Source organism: Flavobacterium sp. (assembly GCF_040379285.1).
Lineage (GTDB): Bacteria > Bacteroidota > Bacteroidia > Flavobacteriales > Flavobacteriaceae > Flavobacterium.
Window position 1 is genome coordinate 1 of the sequence record NZ_JBEILJ010000050.1, and the last position, 17,799, is coordinate 17,799.

Consider the following 17,799-nt stretch of genomic DNA (forward strand, 5'->3'; position numbering starts at 1 on the left):
GAAACTACAAAATTGATCCGTAAAAAGGGCATAGAAACTCCCGTTGTCGCGTTAACGGCCTTTGACAAACAAGAAATCACCGAACAAGCGCTGTCAAGCGGCATAAATGATATTATCATCAAACCTTTTGAACCTTCGAAGCTGTTTCAAGTAATCAGCACCTTGATTGAACGGTAGGCTTATCGTTTTCCTCCCGATTTTTTTCCACGGAATGAAAACTTTTTCTTGTTTCTAAAATCTTTTTTGGGCGCTTCTGCATTTACTTTGCTCTCATTGGACTTGGCGGTAGCCGCATCTTTCCAAGGAAAAGCATGGTTTTCGACCACTTTTATTTTTAAACGAATCAATTTCTCAATGGCTTGCCAATACACCCATTCGTCTTTGCCGCACAATGAAATTGCTTTGCCTTCTTTTCCAGCACGACCTGTTCGCCCAATACGATGTACATAGGTATCGGGAATATTCGGAATATCAAAGTTGATGACAAAGGGTAAACTCTCAATGTCGAGTCCTCGTGCTGCAATATCGGTCGCGGCGAGGAGTTGAATTTCTTTGTTTTTGAATTGTTCCAACACCCGTTGCCGAGCCGTTTGCGACTTATCGCCGTGAATGGCTTCGGCTTTATAGTGTTGTTTTTTTAAAAACTTTACGACATTATCAGCTCCGTGTTTGGTTCGCGTGAAAATAAGAATCTGCTCCTCGGGATGCGCTTGAAGGATATCATGGAGTAATTTACGTTTGTCCTCTTTTTCCACTTGATAAACGTGTTGCGTGATTTTCTCTGCCGTTGAGGCTACAGGCGTTACGGTCACATATTGAGGTTGGGTCAAAAACTGTTCAGCCAACTCGCGTATCGGTAGCGGCATTGTCGCTGAAAAGAGTAGCGTTTGACGGTTATCGGGAGTTAACTTGACAATCTTTTTTACGTCGTTGATAAAACCCATATCCAGCATTAAGTCGGCTTCATCCAACACCAAATGATGCAAATGATCAAGATTGACATGCCCTTGTTTATGCAAATCCAATAATCGCCCGGGAGTGGCAATCAACACATCCACCCCGCGTTTGAGTTGGTCTACCTGCGGAACTTGATTTACGCCGCCAAACAAAACCGCAGATACGATATTGGTATAGCGTCCATAAGTGGCAAAACTTTCTTGAATTTGGATAGCCAATTCACGCGTTGGGGTAATGATTAAAGCACGAATTAATTTCCGTTTTTTTGCCGAACCTACAATAGGATGAATTTGGTGAATAATTGGAATCGCAAAGGCTGCCGTTTTTCCGGTACCCGTTTGCGCACAGCCGACCAAATCATCTCCCTTTAAAATAACAGGAATGGCTTTTTCTTGAATGGGAGTGGGTTGCGTATAGCCTTCTTCAGCTAGGGCTTCTTGAATATTGCGTAATAAATGAAGGTCTTGAAATGTCATACAAAAAGCTGCATTAGCACAGCATGGACGCAAAGATAGGGATTAATCCAAACTGTTTTTGGCTTTGATAAAATCCGTGACCAAATAACCAATCAATTTCCCCACCATATGTTTGTTGGTTTCAAAGTCCAAAGCCGGTGCGCCTTCACAAATATGCAAGTAAGCCGCTTGTGTATGTTTTCCGAAAAAATAAACGAATTGGCGAACTTCTTCCACCGAAAAACCACTAGGCGTCATGGCACTAGTGGGCACCATGGGTAAGGAATCAAGATCAATTTCAACGCCGTAAGCATCCGATTTGATAAAATCGATGGCAATCTGCATTTCTAATCGAAAATCTTTCTCCCGACGAATATTCAAAGCGTCATAGGTATTGTACAACACACGTTCTTTCAGCGACTTCAATTTGTCTAAAACATTTTTGGAGGTATAACTTTCATGCAATCCGAAGATAAAATATTTTTTTAAAAACCCTTCTTCAAACGCATACGAAAAACCGTTTCCACTGTGTCGCCCTTCGAGAATTCGAAAATCAGAATGCGCATCGAGATTTATTGCATTAATGGGTTTTCCCTTGGCTAGCGCGGTCCCTTTGATGTTACCATACGCATTATTGTGACCACCGCCTATGACAATCGGAATTTTACCACTTTGAACAATGAGGCTGAGGATATGCGATACTTCTTTGTCAATTTCACTCACCAAGGTATGGAATGTCTTTCGATCGGAAGTTTCGGAGAATTTTAGGGAATCGGCTTGTTGATTTAGAGCTGTAACATCGAGTGTACCCAAAATAAGGATTTGCGACCCTTTGCAAAAACGATTGTGCTGAATGTTAGCAATGCTTCGAATTGCACTCTCCCATGCGGTGGCTGCACCCGGGCGACCTGAATTGGCGCGAATACCAATGTCTTCGGGTATTCCAAATAAAACAAACTGGGCATCCGTCTTTTTTAAGTAGTCGAGTATAGGTTCGTTATCGGGAATAACTTGCATGCGTTCCCCAAATTTTACCTCTCCACTTCGATGGTTGGTAATTTTAGATAAATCAGCGGCGGTAAATCGATTTAAATGTTCCATACAAAAAGTTAACGTCCAAAAATAATATAATTCCCAAAACCAACGTTATCCTCGTATTAATTATTAAATTTGCTTCACTACTAAATCTTTTGATATGGAAAATCAGAAAAGCAACTCTTCGTTAAAAGCGATTATTTTAATTCTTGCCCTCTTGTTGTTGGGTAGTTTGTTTTACATTTTCAAACTCACAACCGATACGCAGAATTTGGAAACCAAGGTTACAGCTGTTACTACAGAAAAGGACAATGTTCTTAAAGATCTTCAAGCGCTAAAGGCGACTTATGATGCCGCGATTGCCGAAAACACCTCTATGTCGGACGAATTGATTGCCGAGCGTGAAAAGGTGGTACAACTGATGGCGCAATTGGAAAAAGCCAAAGGAGATGCTGGAGCATTAAGAAAATACAGAGATCAATACAAAGCGCTAGAAGCGAAGATGAAAACCTTGATGGTAGAAGTTGAAACGTTGAAAGGTGAGAATCAGAAATTGGCTAAAAATTTAGACAGTACCGAAGTCGTTTTACAAGATTCTAAAAATTACAACCAAGTTTTGGTGGGTCAAAACGAGCAATTGTCAAAAACCGTTGAAAAAGCGTCTAAATTGTCGGTATTGAATTTAAAAACAGCGGCTTACAAACAAAAAAGCTCTGGAAAACAAATTGAAACAGATAAAGCAAGTCGTGCCGACATTTTGAAAATTAGCTTCACCATAGCCGAAAATGCGGTGGCAAAGTCTGGGGATAAAAATTATTATGTGCAAATTATTGACTCCAAAAGCAATGTTTTGGGCGATAAAGAAACGGTTACTTTCGGGTCACAATCACTAACCTATAGTTTTATTGCCAAAGTGAAGTATGAAAATAAAACGGTAGATGTGAGTCAGGATTTACCCGGAAAAAGTTTTGAAAAAGGAACTTATTTTGTAAATATTTTTGACAAGGGCGAATTGGTTTCTAAATCGAGTTTTACCCTTCGTTAATCTTTTTCAATAGATAAAAAAATGTCCGAATAAAATTTCGGACTTTTTTTATGGAATCAACGCACCGTTTAAAAATACCTTGGCAATGCGATTGGAACCAAAAGCATAAGGCAATTCATGGTAATGAATATTGGGTTGTGTAAGTATAAAATTGGCTTTCTTTCCGCGTGTGATGCTTCCATGAGTGGCGCTAATGTCCATAGCATACGCGGCATTAATAGTGGCTGCATTGATGGCTTCTTCGGGGGTCATTTTCATTTTGATACAAGCGGTAGCCACCACAAAATTCATATTACCACTGGGTGACGTTCCTGGATTAAAATCGGAAGCCAAGGCCAAGGGGAGTCCCGCTTGAAGCATTTGACGGGCGGGTGTATAGGGAATACTAATGAAATAGGAACAGGAGGGGAGTGCTACGGGCATAGTGACGGCCCCTTGCAAAGCTGCAAGATCTTCTTCTGTTACAAGTTCCAAATGATCTACCGACAAGGCATTATGGCGCACGGCAGCTGCAATACCGCCAATGGCTGTAAATTGATTGACATGAATTTTAGGTCGCAATCCATACTGATTTCCCAAAGCCATCAATCGTTCCGTTTCCGCTACCGTAAAATAATCCGTTTCACAAAAAACATCCAGATAATCAGCCAATCTATCTTCGGCGATTTGAGGTATGATAGTTTCTAATAATTGTAAATATCCTTCGCGATTTTCTTTGTACGCATGGGGAAGGGCATGTGCACCAAGGAAAGTGGCTTTTATAGTCATGGGATAATTCTCGCGCAAGCGTTGAATCACGCGTAGCATTTTGAGTTCCCCTTCGACCGTTAGTCCATATCCCGATTTGATTTCTACCGCTCCTGTTCCTTGCCGGATTATTTCCTCCAAACGAACCGCCGATTCGCGATACAATTGATCCTCTTCCATCGCATTGAGTCGCGTTGCCGAATTTAAAATGCCACCACCTCGTTGCGCAATTTCAGCATACGAAAGTCCGGTAATCCGATCTACAAATTCCTGCACCCGATTGCCGGCATAAACCAAATGCGTATGACTGTCAATCCAAGAGGGGAGAAGCGTACCCTGTTGCGCATCAATAATCAAGGCATCTTCTAGGACTGGGCAATCGCTCATCAATCCATAATCCAAGATAATATCGTTTTCTATTAACAAATAAGCCTCCTCAAGATGGGGCAACTCGGCCATTGCAGTTCCTGATACTTTGTCAATTCCAGGTTCTCTAACTTGTAGCAGTGTTTTTATGTGAATAATTAAAGTTCGCATTAGGATATTTTTGGTAAAAGTACTTTTAAAAACGATTTATTTCTAACTTTAGTCCAAATTCCTTTAGGTGCGAAAGATTAGTTATAAAAAAGGGCGCAAAGTACAGCCCACCTTGCTAGAATATACAGGTAGTCACAAATCGGTGAAAACAGAATTGCAGCTTTTTGTTTACGATTCAGACACGATTACGGAGTTTGAAAAGTTTCATGTAGACGCACTAGGTACTTCCTTTGTTCCCCAAAAGGTAAATTGGTTGAATATTCACGGGTTGAATGATACGCCGATTATTCAACGGATTGGTGATTTCTTGAAAGTAGATGCCTTCATGTTATCGGATATTTTAAATACGACCAAGCGAACCAAATTGGATGAATACCACGACGTTCTTTTTTTTAACATCAAATCACTACTCCCCATTGAACATTCAGATAATATCCAAGTGGAGCAAATCAGTTTTTTATTAAAAAAGGATTGTTTGGTATCCTTTCAAGAAAAAAGGAGTGATTTCTTTAGTCATATCCGGGAACGATTGCGCATGCATTCGGGTATTGTTCGTGAAAAAGGAGCCGACTATCTGCTTTACTTGACGTTGGATGCCGTGATGGAAAACTTTTACATTACCATTGAAAATGAAGAAGATAAGGTAGAGGAGTTGATAAACTTATCGAAGTCTCATTCCCGACCTATTGTCTTGGAGCAAATTGAAAAACATCGCGATAATTTTAATTTTTTAAAGCGTTCAATTGTCCCGTTACGCGATTCGTTGTATTCCATTAAAACCATCAAAGACGACGATGTATTCAATGCAATAGCCCATGAAAATTATAGTTTTTTTGACCGTTTGTATCAAAAGGCACAGGAATTATTGGAACAAATCGATTAGATATGACTACATTGGATAGTGCTTCCAATTTTTATTTTGCCTCCCAAAGTCAGAAGATGAATGAGGTAATGAAAACATTAACCGTGGTATCCGTCTTTTTTATGCCGCTGACTTTCATCGTTGGAGTGTATGGGATGAATTTCGATCATATGCCCGAATTGCATTGGAAGTATGGGTATTTTATCATTCTTGGAGTGATGTTTGTATTGCTTCTTGGGATGATTATTTATTTCAAAAAGCGGAAATGGTTCTAATGTTCATAACCTCGTGAAAAAATTCCTTCAAATATTGGTCGTTTGAATATTAAGGCGTAATTTTGTAGAGAATTCACAAATTATTCCGGAAAACAATGTTTGAATTTCAACAGTACCTCGGTTTTCTTCTTTTCCTTACGATTCTCACAGCCGGTTTCTGGTTGATGATTTTCTTAATCCACTTTGTATTTTACTGGGTGTTTGGAGTGACAAAAGAGTTACTTCAGGAGCGAAAAGAGAAAAAAGCTTTAGAACAAGCGTAATCGTTTTGTTTTAAAAAAAAGTCCCGATGAATCGGGACTTTTTTTTGTGTGCTTATCCGGCATATTCGCCTCCATCACCGTCTTCACCACCGCGACGGGGACGGTTATTTTCCCGTTCGTTTTTGGTTTTATTGAAGCGATACGTGAATGATAATGTAATTTGACGCACTCGCCATTGCATTGCTCCATCGGTTTCTACTTGACCGTCAATGAAGTTTTCGTAGCGACGCACGCGTGAGTTAAATACGTCGTTAATATTTAAGGCTACTGTCGCTTTATCTTTAAGCACATCTTTGCTAAAGCCTAAATTCATAGCAAAGATTCCTTTGTTTAACCCTTGGGCCGTAGTTTGAGGACCATTGTAGTTGATATTTGTTTGCCAATCTATTTTTCCGGGTAAGGTAAGTTTTGAATTGACACGTGCTGACCAAGTATTGGCTACGTTGGCAAAATCAATGACCCGCTCAATGTTGGTGGACGTTAGGTAACGATATACTCCCACTGTTTCCAAACGAAAAAAGTTAAAGTTGGTATTCACACGCCACCATTTGAAAGGGTTATAATTAAAGTTGAATTCAAAACCAGCGCGATATTCGGTAGATAAATTTACAGGAGTCGTTACAATTATGGGTGTAGAACCCACAAATTCACCACTTTCACGTCGTACATATTGCACATTATCAACCGTTCTATTAAAATACACAGAGGTGTTAAAGGTCAATTTGCTCCATCGTTTTAAGAATCCTAAATCATACGCATCGGTTCGTGAAGGATCCAAATCGGGATTTCCTTGAAACAAATTGATGTTGCTTGAATAGCTGCTGAAAGGATTGATTTCACGACCACGCGGACGGTTGATTCGTTTGCTGTAGTTTACTGAAATGTTGGAAGTAGCATCAAATTCGTAAGCAATAGTTCCCGAGGGAAAAAAGTTACCGTACACTTTATTGGCATAAATATTTGAGGTTACTTGATCAACTACAATGTCTGAATGTTCGTAACGCAATCCCGCCAAGAACGAAAATTTCTTCCATTTGGTGCCAAACTGAGTGTATAAGGCATTTACATTTTCAATATAATTTAGAAAATTGGTAAAGAACGTATTCAAAACCCCGTCATTCAGTACAGTATAGTCGGTGGCTAAATCCAAAAAGTTTCCACGGTATCCAGCTTCAAACTGACTTTCTTTATTTTTTCCAAAAGGCAATATGTAGTCGGCCTGCAACAATAAACGATCTTGACGTTGGATATTGAACGATTGGTCTAAAAAGACATTGGGGTTAATCGTAGAGAAATTCTTGATGTCAGCCGTATTGTCATCTTTATTTTTTGAAATCGAAAAGTCAACCGTCAATTTATGACCATCGCCTTTGAAATTGCGAATCAAGTTGGAAGCAAATTCAATGTTTTCACTGCGCGTATCTTCAAAATTATCACGAAATAAGGTTCCTGTAAACATCCGATTAGCATCGTAGGTCACCTGATCTACATCATCTTCGGTTGTTCCTGTATTACGGCGATAATTCACACTATTGGTCCACGTGGTTTGTTTGTCCAAAAACCAGTCAAAACCAAAGTTACCATTATACCCTTTACTGAATCGATCGGTATCGCGTGTTTCGTCAATGAAATCTCTGGTTTCATTGGTGGACGTCAAATAACGGCTGTCCATACGGAACTTCCCGGGATTGTTACGGTAGTTGTATCCTTGATTGGTAAAAAAGTTAAATTCTTTGGATTTGAAATTAATCGCTGCCGTTAAACCGTGGTTGTCAGGAACCCCAGTAGTTGCCATAAGGGTACCGTTAATTCCGTTGGTCTTTCCTTTTTTAAGGATAATATTCAAAATACCACCACCCCCTTCGGCATCATAACGAGCAGAAGGGTTGGTAATGACTTCCACTTTGTCGATCGCATCAGCGGGTATCATCCGCAATGCATCGGTCATACTGATGGCATTGGAGGGACGACCATCGATGAGGATACGCACGTTTTCATTTCCACGCAGACTCACATTCCCTTCGGCATCAACTGCCACCGAGGGGATGTTATCTAGGACATCACTAACTGTTCCTCCTTTAACCATGAGGTCTTGCCCTACATTGTAGACTTTTTTGTCCAATTTAATTTCTACGGTTGTTTTTTCTTTACGAATCACCACTTCATCCAATTGGGTTGCGGCATCTTCCAAAGCAATTGTTCCTAAATCCGTATCGGTTTGAAGGGTTTTGTTGGGCAATACTTTGGGTTTGAACGATAGAAATTCAATGTTAACGGCATACGTACCTTGAGGAACTTCGATAGCGAAGACTCCTTTGGAATCGGTTAAACCTCCCGTTATCACTTTGTTGGTTTTAGTACTTACAAAGCGAACTTCCGTATACTCTAAGGGTTGTTTGGTTGTTTGGGCCACGACGGTCCCTGTTACTTTTACTTTTTTGCCTCCTCCGGGACGCTCTTGAGCATTAGCGTATAATCCGGCGATGAGTGCAAAAGTAGTGAGTAGAACTTTTGCTAAATTCATGTATTAATTTTTTGCTTTCCTGTTGGGTGCAAAATTAGAATAACTCGAGGGCATGGTTGCCAAAGTTTTGTTAATCTTAAACTTCAGCAATCGTTAAAACAATTCGATAATTCGTTCCAACAAACACGCAATTACAGCCTTATTGCTTTTTACAACAACGGGACTTTCCATCAAAATAGGATGTTGCACCAAGGTGTCAATAATTTCATTTTCAGAAAGTTTTTTCCCTTTGTGCTTTGCAATCCAAATCGGCTCCTTTGTCCGTACTAATTGCAATGCGTTACAATTTAATTGTTGAAAAAAATTGATAATTGCCTCTCGGTCTAAAGGCGACTGCAGGTAGTGAACCACTTTTATTTTCGAATTTTCAGCTTCAAAATAGCGCACACAATCGCGAGACTTGCCACAACGAGGATTGTGATAAATTGTGATCATTGTCATGTTTTTATATAGCTAAAATAACTAAATTGCTACAATAAAATAAAGTTGTATGACACCACTTTTTGGTTTGGAACGACCACTGAATTTCGGTTGGTATCTCTTGGGTTCTGTTATTGTTATTGTCGCTTCATTGATTGGACAAATTCCTTTTACAGTAGCTATTGCATTTAAAACTATGGCCTCAGGAAAAGGGTTGCCCAAAACAATGAAAGAAATTTTGCAAGTTATGGACCTAAATCTGTCCTTGTTTTTATTGCTTCTCACTTTTGTTATTGCCTTTTTTGGTTTTTACATTGTGATTCGTTTTGTGCATAAACAAACCTTACGAAGTATCGCTACATCACGAATGCAATTGGATTGGAAGCGTGTGATTACAGCATTTTCCATTTGGGCTATTCTTACTTTGGTGATAACCATTATTTCTTATAAAGCTTCCAATACTACTTTGGTGTGGAACTTTCAGCCCGAGCGGTTTTTGATTTTAGCCCTCATTGCAGTAGCGTTGATTCCTATACAAACCTCCTTGGAAGAATTTTTATTCCGCGGTTATCTTATGCAAGGATTTGCACAATTGCATCCGCATCGTTGGTTTCCCTTACTTTGGACCTCACTCATTTTTGGACTCTTACACATTTCCAACCCAGAGGTAGACGCTTTGGGGTATGTTGTACTTTTTTATTATGTAGGAACAGGATTGTTTCTGGGAATCATTACCCTGATGGATGAGGGTATGGAATTGGCTCTTGGATTTCATGCGGCCAACAATCTTATGACTGCGCTATTGATTACCTCTGATAGCTCTATATTTCAAACGTATGCGATTTTTAAAGACACCGAAAAACCTCAACTGAGCTTGGAGCTGTTTTTACCTTTATTGGTATTGTATCCGTTGTTGATTTTTATTTTTTCAAAATTATACCGTTGGACCGACTGGAAGCAACGCTTAACAGGTCCTGTTTTAATCCCTAAACCAATAAATACACCTAAATTATGACACCTCATTTTGCCAACGTACACAATCAATTTAAGTTAAACGGTTTTCATTTAGATCGTGATGATTTATGCCGTGTAGCCTATAGCTTCATTAAAGAAGGTGAAGATTTTGAAAAGCCCGTAGGAGAATTTCTATTGGATTGGTTTGATGAAAAACCGTATATAGAAATGCAAACTTCGGGTTCGACAGGTTTGCCTAAAATTATTCAAGTAGACAAACAAGCTATGGTGCACTCAGCCATAGCGACAGGAGTTTTTTTTGATTTAAAACCCGGCGATCGCGCATTGCAATGCTTACCCGTAAAATATGTCGCGGGTAAAATGATGCTTATTCGTTCCATTGTTCTAGGTCTTGATTTGGATTATGTGGCACCAACATCCCATCCTATGGAGCGCTTGGAGGACAAATATGATTTTGCAGCTATGGTTCCTTTACAAGCACAATGCTCTATTCCGAAATTAGCACAAATCAAGAAGTTAATCGTCGGCGGTGCGAGAATTAACGCTGTATTAGAACAACAATTAATGCAGTTGCCTACGCAAGTTTTTGAAACCTATGGCATGACCGAAACCATAACTCATATTGCCGCCAAGCGCGTAGGGGAAAAGGCTTTTACTGTTTTGCCTCACGTAACCATTTCTTATGATGAGAGAAATTGTTTGGTGATTCATGCACCGCACATCATTGCTCAGGAAACGGTTGTGACCAATGATTTGGTGGAATTAGTCAATGAAAACCAATTTGTTTTTTTGGGACGAATTGACAATATCATCAACAGTGGTGGAGTAAAAATTCTACCCGAACAAGTTGAGCATAAGCTGGATGGTCAACTCGATCGACGCTTTTTTATTTCAAGCGAAGAAGATCCCGAATTAGGAGATAAAGTAGTTTTAATTGTGGAGGGCGAACCTTTTGATATTTCACCCAAAACTTTTGAGCGCTTGGATAAATACGAACGTCCCAAATCGATTCATTTTATCCCTCATTTTACAGAAACTGAGAATGGAAAAATTATCCGTAAAGTAAGTTTGCTAAAGTAACGTATTACTGAGCCTCGTTTTTTTCAAGATTGAGTTTGACAAAAAACTTCTGATGATCCATCGTTACAATCGCATTCTTCTTCATTTTTACTTTCGTTCGGGTCCAATCCGATTGGGGAGTGATTTGATATGGCGTGCCGTTGACGGTTAACGTTATGGGCATGGCAAATGAAGTTGCATCGGCTACCCAACGTGCTTCTAAGCGTTTACCGCGCGAACGTACATGTAAAATGGGTAGGCGTGTATGATGTAAATATTGATTGAAAACGGGTGTCCAATCTATACCCGAAGCTTCATTAAAAAATTGCACAACCGTTTCGGTGTCAATAATTTTATGTTTAAACGTATGGCAATAGTCCCATATTAGATTCCACCAAAGGGTATCGTTGTTAAGCGCATGTCTGATGGTATGGAGTAATAATGCTCCTTTGGGATACATATCGCCCGAACCTTCTTGATTTACACCGTAGGGACCGATAATGGGACGGTCGTGAGCAACATTGCGACGTAATCCAAAGGCATACTTCAACATTTTTTCATACCCTAACTGACATTCAATAAATACCAATTCACTGTACTGCGTAAAGCCTTCATGAATCCACATATCGGCTATATCGCGTGAAGTAATACTATTCCCAAACCATTCATGACCGCATTCGTGAATGGTGATATAATCAAAGGTGAGTCCGACACCACTGCCCGATAAATCCATCCCGCGATACCCTTTGAGGTAATTGTTTCCATAGGCAACCGCACTTTGGTGTTCCATACCCAAATAAGGAGTTTCGACCAATTTATACCCATCTTCTTTAAATGGATAGGGACCAAATTTAGATTGGAAGCAGGTCAACATCGGTTTGACTTCTTCAAAGTGTTTGATGGCTTTTTCGCGGTTGTAATCCAAGACATAATAGTCAATATCTAAGTCCTCCAAACGGTCAGTGATTCGGGTGTAGTGTCCAATATTTAGGGTCACATTATAGGTATTGATTGGATTCAATACTTCCCAATCCCAGCGGGTATAGCCGTCATTCATTGGTGTCGATCCTTTACATCGGCCGTTGGAGACATTCATCAGTTCGTTGGGAACGGCCACCTTTAGTAGCACTCCTTGTTCGGGTTCGTCGCTTTGTCCATCTTTAACGGGATACCAAACAGAGGCACCTGTACCTTGCACCGCGACCCCAATCCAAGGACGATTTAACTTGTCTTTCGAAAAAACAAAACCGCCATCCCAAGGGGCTTGACGTGCAATAATCGGGTTTCCTGAGTAATAAAAAGTGAGTTGCTCGGATGCTCCTGGGGTTAATAATTCGGGAAAATCAACAAAAACAGCATTGAATTCGCGGGTATACGATAGTTTTTTTGTTTGCCAAATGATGGAATCCACGTGCATGTTGGCAAACAAGTCCAACTGTATGCGCTTGGTGGCTTCTACCACTTCAAATCGAATGGAATTGTGACCAGAAATGTATTTTTTCTCCGGATTTACACGTATATTAATTTCATAGCGCTTCACATCAAAACTCAGCCGTTCTTTAGGAAATCCACCCATCAGCGAGTCTTTTCGGGTGAAGGGTTGGGCAACTCCAACCTGGGTAAATAAAATAAGCAGGAGAATGAATAAGCGCATAAATAGATTATTTCATAATGCGAAAAAAACCATTAGTTATGGAAATTTGAATATTGGGGTCACTATCTTTTAGGAAAATACCACTAAAAGTCCCTTCGATTCGCTCAGCATCATTAACTGAAATATTGGTAGTAAAATTAGTCCCTGGCAAATAATTTAAAGCTTGATGCTTAATTTCGATTGTTTGAATAATGTTTGAACCCGTACCAGAGTCATTGACAAAAATCACACAATTATTAGCTCCGTCTTGAGATCCCGTAGCTTTTAAAGTATTGGTACCACTATAGATGTAACTTACGCTAGTAGTACTTTTATTGGTATTATCAACCCTATAATCCATGAATGCAATGGTTGTGTTAGGAGGCGTTGGTGTAAAACTATCATCGCTGGAACAACTTAAAAGGGTACAAAAAATCGCTAAAGCAAATAATTTTTTCATAGTAATTAAATTTTTAGGTAAAAATAATAATTAATATACACCTATCACAAGGATTTTTTTTCCAAATCAAAAGGGTCGGTACATTCAAGTGTCATTACCTTTTTTTCTATAGGATGCCAAAAGCGTAATGTTACGGCATGTAAATAAAGTCGGTCTGCTTTTGTCCCATATAAATCATCTCCTTTAATCGGGCAATTGAGGCCATTTGGATGGGCGGCATGTACCCGTAATTGATGCGTTCTTCCAGTTATAGGTTGAAATTCTACAACGACATTATTGGCTTCTTTCCGCAACACTTTCCACAGCGTAGTAGCAGTTTTTCCATAGGTTTCACAAACGATTTGTTGGGGGCGGTTGTCCAAATCCACGCGCAATGGTAAATCGATAGTACCTGAATTATTTTGGGGAATGCCTTCTAAAATGGCGATATATTTTTTTTCAATTTTTCTAGAGATGAATTGGTACTGCAATTTTTTATGTATTTCTTGTGTCTTTGCGATCAAAAGCAATCCCGAAGTCGCTTGGTCCAAACGATGCACCAATAAAGGACCGGTTGCATCAGGATATTGTGCTTTTATTCGGGTGTATACCGAATCGGAAATGTTTTTTCCCGGTGTTGATAATAACGATTCGGGTTTGTTGATCACCATGAGATAGGCATCTTCGTAGACAATTTGAAAGGTTTTTGTTTGGCCCTGATTCACCAAAAATGGATTGTCTTCCATCGGGATGCCTTCGAGCATGTGAGACAGTATCGGGGCGCATTTGCCTGTACAAGCGGGATAAAACTGTTGGTGCTTTCTGATTTCCGACTTAGGCGATTGTCCCCACCAAAATTCAGCCATCGCTATAGGAGTCAACCGATGTTGAAAGGCATAATGCAACAATTTAGGGGCAGCACATTCGCCCGCTCCAGCCGGTGGATTTCCTTCAAACAAGTCCAATAAATTCTTAGAAACGCCATATCGATTGAGAAACGCATATTCAGAAAACAGTTGATTTTGCAATTGGGCTGAGCGTTGCCTACGTTCTTCTTTAAGCGATTCAATTTCTTGTTCCCATAGATGAAAAGTTGCTTGAGCAGACTCTATTTTTGCTTTCCATTCGAGTTGCATATGGCGTAGTCGAATGTTTTCTAATTGACTTTTCTGAATCAGTTGGTGCAATACTTCTTCCGATACATTAGGGTTGTTTGTTCGAAAATCGGATCTTCGCTGCTTATTTTTCTTTTGAAGTTTTTTATATTCCGCTATTTCTTTGGAGGCTTGGTTGCTTAATAAAGTTAAATTTGTTTGCGCTTCCAGTCCTTCGGGAGCGGCTTCTTTTTGGGCAATCTTCTCGTTTAAGGCATTCAAAACGCGCTCTTCCTTTTTAAAGTACCCTTTCTCCGTAAGCATATCATATACGGTTGGAACAAATTTGGGCCAATGGTTATGATCGGCTAATTTTCCTGAAAAGGCCCACAGTTGTCCCAGTTCTCCGGATGCGGTTTGGACCACCAAAACGCCAAACATTTTCCCAATAACAGGCCCTGTTTGATTTTCATCTAATCCAAAATTATGGTCGAAATCGGTTTGTTGTCCCAAATAGGTCTGAAGCTCTTTTGCTGCGATACGACTAAAATCATGAGGTTCATAGAAAAAGGGGAACGTAAATTTTTCAGGCAATACAATACCTTCTATAGGAATGGAGAAAGGAATAAAATGAGTAGGCAGTTCCATGGGCTAAAACTAGTCATTCCTTAGGAAAAGAAATGTATTGTGATGAAAAAAATTAAGATTTTTATAATAAATAATTGGGATTTTATTAAGAGCAATTTGAAAGTAACACTTTTAAATTTGAAATAAAAACTTTTGACTATGAAAAAGATACTTTTACTTTCAGGCCTCGCGATACTTTCAGTAAGTTGTGCGGTTGTTCGTCCCGGCGAGGTGGGCATTCGTCAGAAAATGGGAAAATTATCCGATAAAATTCACACACAAGGTGCTGTGTTTTTCAACCCTTTTACCTCCAAAGTGGTGAAGACTTCCATTCAAACCAACGATTTAGAATTGACCTTGAGTTTGCCTAGTAAAGAAGGGCTTAGTATTAGTTCTCAAATTTCAATTTTATACCGTTTGGATCAAGATAAAGTGCCTAATATCATTCGCAATTTAGGGTTAAGTTATGAAGGTATTATTTCAAATGTCTTTCGTTCAGCCTCAGCCGATGTTTGTGCGCGTTTTTTTGCCAAGGACATGCACTCGGGAATGCGTTCCAATATTGAAGAGGAAATCCGAAAACAAATGGATATCATTTTAGGGCCACAAGGCATCCGCATCGAATCGGTGTTGTTAAAGAGTATTCAACTTCCCGATGGATTGGCCAAATCAATTGAGCGTAAATTGCAAGCAGAACAGGAGGCCATGCGAATGGAATTTGTGTTGCTACAAGAAAAATTGGAAGCCGACCGCGTGATTATTCAGGCAAAAGGCACCCGCGATGCACAGAAAATTTTAGCCGAAGGATTATCGCAAGAAATCATAAAACTCCGCAGTATAGAAGCCTTCTTGGAATTGGCTAAATCCAATAACAGTAAAATCATCATTACCGACGGAAAAGCACCGTTCTTAGTAGGAGGAGAGGAAAAACCATAAAAATTTGTTAGGTTTCTTTTTACTCGCTCCTTAAAAAACAGCATAACATATTGTTATAACCCGTTGGGTTTAATTATTTAATTAATGATCAGAATTTTAAAGAAAACACATGACACATATGTGTCATGTGTTTTCTTTAAAATGTAGTATATTTGTTAAATATTTATTTCTTGCTTATAACAAGCCGTAATTATTAATGCGAATCATCTTACAGCATGAAAATAATTGAATCAAATTTATCTGCTTATTTTTTTTCTTCGTTTGGAAAAACGCCTGAAATGTTTAGTGAATCGTCATCTAATACTTCTGTCACAAAAAGTAGTTTACATATTTATTTTAAGGCTTTATTCTCGTTTTTTTCTTCTTTTTTTTTTTTCGGAACGACTCTCAAAGCACAAATAAAATTCACCACTCCAGCCCAAAATAATTTCAGTAGTAACATTTTCTGGAGTTCTTTGAGTAAACACGTCACTTTGCATGGGTCAACTAGTTTATTGTGGTATTTTAAAACACATGCATTAAGAATCATTCAATTATCAGAAATGCTGCTAATGGCAAACTTTCTTACGCCAAAACTTTCTAATCTCAACACAAAAAAACAAAACAAATCATTAGGTTTAAAAATAGCCAGTTTCTATAATGATTTTTCAGCCTATCGATTTCAAATAACACCATATAAATATACAGAATACTCCTTTAATCAATTAAATTATTAACTAATGAAAAAATGTTTTCTTTATAAAATCTTATTCATAGCTGTTTTCTTTTTTGGAAATTTTTTAAGTTATTCCAACAATATTACCGTTACAAATTGTACAGTAACTGGTCAAAATACATCTGCCGGGGTTAATAATGTAGCCAACTTTAGTTTGGTGCAATTTGATTTGAGGTGGGAAAATAGCTGGCGCGTTAACGTAGGTCCGTCTAACAGGGATGCTGCCTGGGTATTTGTTAAGTTTAGGGTTGGAGGTAACAACCCCAGCTTTACCGGTGTAAGCAGCAGTGGCACAACCATAACGGTAAGCAGCACCACCAACCTGCGTGTGGGTATGCCCCTGCGTGTAACCAGCGGCACAGGCGTATTTGCAGCCAACACGGTTATTACCAGCATTACCAGTGCTACTCAGTTTGTGGTCAGTATTGCACCTACTACAGCGTTAAGCAACGCTAGTATCGAGTGCATCCGCATTTGGGAGCATGCCCGCCTCAACAATACCGGTCATACTGCGCCAACAGGCAGCACTATTGATGCAGGCTTGTTAACACCGGGAAGTGCATTTGATGCCACCACCAACCCGGCTTTGGGCGTGTTTGTGTACCGCGATACACAGGGTACAGGTACCAATACATTCAACAATACCCAACTGCGCTGGAACTATGGGGTCAATGGTATCAATGATAATGTGGTGATTAGTGTGCAGGTATTTGCCATAGAAATGGTGCACGTGCCGGGTGGGGTTGATTTTAATGTTGGTGGCGGTGGCGGTAACGGATCACAATTTACCAGCACCACCATTAATACAGGCAATGCTACTACAGTGCCTAGTGGTACAGGAAGTTTGGGTGGCCAAGCCGGCGGTTATCCTACCGGGCAAACAGCTCCTACCAGTGCTAGTTGGCCCAATGGCTATAATGCTTTTTACAGTATGAAGTACGAAGCAAGCCAGGGGCAATACCGCGATTTTTTGAACTCGCTTACTTATGCACAACAGGTCAATCGTACAGCGGTTGTACCCACTTCAGTAGCCGGAACTGGAGCATTGAGTAGTACCAATGCCAACCGGAATAGCATTGACATACAAACACCGGGTAATGCTTCTACCTTACTACCTGCTGTTTATGGTTGTAATTTAAATGGCAATACTACCTACAATGAAGTAGCCGATGGCGAATGGATAGCTTGTAATTTTTTGAGC

Annotated in this window: 15 protein-coding genes and 2 pseudogenes; 9 read left to right on the forward strand and 8 right to left on the reverse strand. The window is 39.6% G+C overall.

Features of this window, described 5'->3' with window-relative positions:
* The first annotated feature begins 12 nt into the window (after positions 1-12).
* Positions 13-177 (forward strand): response regulator, encoded by a 165-nt coding sequence (locus ABWO12_RS09895; protein ID WP_353088735.1) that lies wholly within the window; start codon positions 13-15, stop codon positions 175-177.
* Between the two features lie 2 nt (positions 178-179).
* Here the strand turns inward: ABWO12_RS09895 and ABWO12_RS09900 are convergent, their stop codons facing one another.
* On the reverse strand, positions 180-1,433 hold the full coding sequence (locus ABWO12_RS09900; RefSeq protein ID WP_353088718.1) for a DEAD/DEAH box helicase: 1,254 nt from the start codon (positions 1,431-1,433) through the stop codon (positions 180-182).
* A gap of 42 nt (positions 1,434-1,475) precedes the next feature.
* Positions 1,476-2,513 (reverse strand): formimidoylglutamase, encoded by a 1,038-nt coding sequence (locus ABWO12_RS09905; protein WP_353088719.1) that lies wholly within the window; start codon positions 2,511-2,513, stop codon positions 1,476-1,478.
* Between the two features lie 94 nt (positions 2,514-2,607).
* Between ABWO12_RS09905 and ABWO12_RS09910 the strand changes: the two genes are divergently transcribed.
* The gene (locus ABWO12_RS09910) at positions 2,608-3,492 is read left to right on the forward strand and encodes a DUF8428 domain-containing protein (protein ID WP_353088720.1); all 885 of its coding nucleotides are present in this window, start codon (positions 2,608-2,610) and stop codon (positions 3,490-3,492) included.
* Between the two features lie 48 nt (positions 3,493-3,540).
* Here the strand turns inward: ABWO12_RS09910 and hutI are convergent, their stop codons facing one another.
* Complete coding sequence (gene hutI, locus ABWO12_RS09915) at positions 3,541-4,776, reverse strand: imidazolonepropionase (protein WP_353088722.1); 1,236 nt, start codon at positions 4,774-4,776, stop codon at positions 3,541-3,543.
* A gap of 67 nt (positions 4,777-4,843) precedes the next feature.
* Here hutI and corA point away from each other — a divergent pair.
* Both corA and ABWO12_RS09925 read left to right on the forward strand, forming a co-directional pair.
* Positions 4,844-5,913 (forward strand): annotated as a pseudogene (corA, locus tag ABWO12_RS09920) (magnesium/cobalt transporter CorA).
* A gap of 95 nt (positions 5,914-6,008) precedes the next feature.
* Entirely contained in the window at positions 6,009-6,176 is a 168-nt protein-coding gene (locus ABWO12_RS09925) for a hypothetical protein (protein WP_200798319.1), read from the forward strand.
* Positions 6,177-6,228: 52 nt separating this feature from the next.
* Here ABWO12_RS09925 and ABWO12_RS09930 read toward each other — a convergent pair whose 3' ends face one another.
* Together ABWO12_RS09930 and ABWO12_RS09935 are read right to left on the reverse strand one after the other, a co-directional pair.
* The gene (locus ABWO12_RS09930; RefSeq protein ID WP_353088723.1) at positions 6,229-8,700 is read right to left on the reverse strand and encodes a TonB-dependent receptor; all 2,472 of its coding nucleotides are present in this window, start codon (positions 8,698-8,700) and stop codon (positions 6,229-6,231) included.
* Positions 8,701-8,793: 93 nt separating this feature from the next.
* Positions 8,794-9,135: an ArsC/Spx/MgsR family protein gene (locus tag ABWO12_RS09935; protein WP_353088724.1), complete on the reverse strand. Its 342-nt coding sequence runs from the start codon at positions 9,133-9,135 to the stop codon at positions 8,794-8,796.
* A gap of 55 nt (positions 9,136-9,190) precedes the next feature.
* Between ABWO12_RS09935 and ABWO12_RS09940 the strand changes: the two genes are divergently transcribed.
* On the forward strand, positions 9,191-10,135 hold the full coding sequence (locus tag ABWO12_RS09940; protein WP_353088726.1) for a CPBP family intramembrane glutamic endopeptidase: 945 nt from the start codon (positions 9,191-9,193) through the stop codon (positions 10,133-10,135).
* Positions 10,132-11,175: an AMP-binding protein gene (locus ABWO12_RS09945; protein WP_353088727.1), complete on the forward strand. Its 1,044-nt coding sequence runs from the start codon at positions 10,132-10,134 to the stop codon at positions 11,173-11,175. Before ABWO12_RS09940 ends, ABWO12_RS09945 begins: the two co-directional genes overlap by 4 nt.
* Before the next feature lie 4 nt (positions 11,176-11,179).
* Here ABWO12_RS09945 and ABWO12_RS09950 read toward each other — a convergent pair whose 3' ends face one another.
* The 3 genes from ABWO12_RS09950 to ABWO12_RS09960 are packed head-to-tail and all read right to left on the reverse strand — an operon-like array spanning position 11,180 to position 14,968.
* Entirely contained in the window at positions 11,180-12,808 is a 1,629-nt protein-coding gene (locus tag ABWO12_RS09950; protein WP_353088728.1) for a M1 family metallopeptidase, read from the reverse strand.
* Positions 12,809-12,815: 7 nt separating this feature from the next.
* On the reverse strand, positions 12,816-13,247 hold the full coding sequence (locus tag ABWO12_RS09955) for a hypothetical protein (RefSeq protein WP_353088730.1): 432 nt from the start codon (positions 13,245-13,247) through the stop codon (positions 12,816-12,818).
* A gap of 44 nt (positions 13,248-13,291) precedes the next feature.
* A complete protein-coding gene (locus ABWO12_RS09960) occupies positions 13,292-14,968 on the reverse strand; it encodes an RluA family pseudouridine synthase (RefSeq protein WP_353088731.1) in 1,677 nt (558 codons plus the stop codon).
* Between the two features lie 138 nt (positions 14,969-15,106).
* On the opposite strand from ABWO12_RS09960, the gene ABWO12_RS09965 reads away from it, so the two are divergent.
* The 3 genes and pseudogenes from ABWO12_RS09965 to ABWO12_RS09975 all read left to right on the forward strand — a co-directional run.
* Positions 15,107-15,883 (forward strand): prohibitin family protein, encoded by a 777-nt coding sequence (locus ABWO12_RS09965; RefSeq protein ID WP_353088732.1) that lies wholly within the window; start codon positions 15,107-15,109, stop codon positions 15,881-15,883.
* Positions 15,884-16,098: 215 nt separating this feature from the next.
* Entirely contained in the window at positions 16,099-16,599 is a 501-nt protein-coding gene (locus ABWO12_RS09970; RefSeq protein WP_353088734.1) for a hypothetical protein, read from the forward strand.
* A gap of 3 nt (positions 16,600-16,602) precedes the next feature.
* Positions 16,603-17,799: pseudogene (locus tag ABWO12_RS09975) on the forward strand (hypothetical protein); the annotation flags it as partial.

Coding starts and splice junctions, on each gene's coding strand:
- ABWO12_RS09900 (WP_353088718.1), bottom strand. CDS start 1,433: ATGACATTTCAAGACCTTCATTTATTACGCAATATTCAAGAAGCCCTA.
- ABWO12_RS09905 (WP_353088719.1), bottom strand. CDS start 2,513: ATGGAACATTTAAATCGATTTACCGCCGCTGATTTATCTAAAATTACC.
- ABWO12_RS09910 (WP_353088720.1), top strand. CDS start 2,608: ATGGAAAATCAGAAAAGCAACTCTTCGTTAAAAGCGATTATTTTAATT.
- hutI (WP_353088722.1), bottom strand. CDS start 4,776: ATGCGAACTTTAATTATTCACATAAAAACACTGCTACAAGTTAGAGAA.
- ABWO12_RS09925 (WP_200798319.1), top strand. CDS start 6,009: ATGTTTGAATTTCAACAGTACCTCGGTTTTCTTCTTTTCCTTACGATT.
- ABWO12_RS09930 (WP_353088723.1), bottom strand. CDS start 8,700: ATGAATTTAGCAAAAGTTCTACTCACTACTTTTGCACTCATCGCCGGA.
- ABWO12_RS09935 (WP_353088724.1), bottom strand. CDS start 9,135: ATGATCACAATTTATCACAATCCTCGTTGTGGCAAGTCTCGCGATTGT.
- ABWO12_RS09940 (WP_353088726.1), top strand. CDS start 9,191: ATGACACCACTTTTTGGTTTGGAACGACCACTGAATTTCGGTTGGTAT.
- ABWO12_RS09945 (WP_353088727.1), top strand. CDS start 10,132: ATGACACCTCATTTTGCCAACGTACACAATCAATTTAAGTTAAACGGT.
- ABWO12_RS09950 (WP_353088728.1), bottom strand. CDS start 12,808: ATGCGCTTATTCATTCTCCTGCTTATTTTATTTACCCAGGTTGGAGTT.
- ABWO12_RS09955 (WP_353088730.1), bottom strand. CDS start 13,247: ATGAAAAAATTATTTGCTTTAGCGATTTTTTGTACCCTTTTAAGTTGT.
- ABWO12_RS09960 (WP_353088731.1), bottom strand. CDS start 14,968: ATGGAACTGCCTACTCATTTTATTCCTTTCTCCATTCCTATAGAAGGT.
- ABWO12_RS09965 (WP_353088732.1), top strand. CDS start 15,107: ATGAAAAAGATACTTTTACTTTCAGGCCTCGCGATACTTTCAGTAAGT.
- ABWO12_RS09970 (WP_353088734.1), top strand. CDS start 16,099: ATGAAAATAATTGAATCAAATTTATCTGCTTATTTTTTTTCTTCGTTT.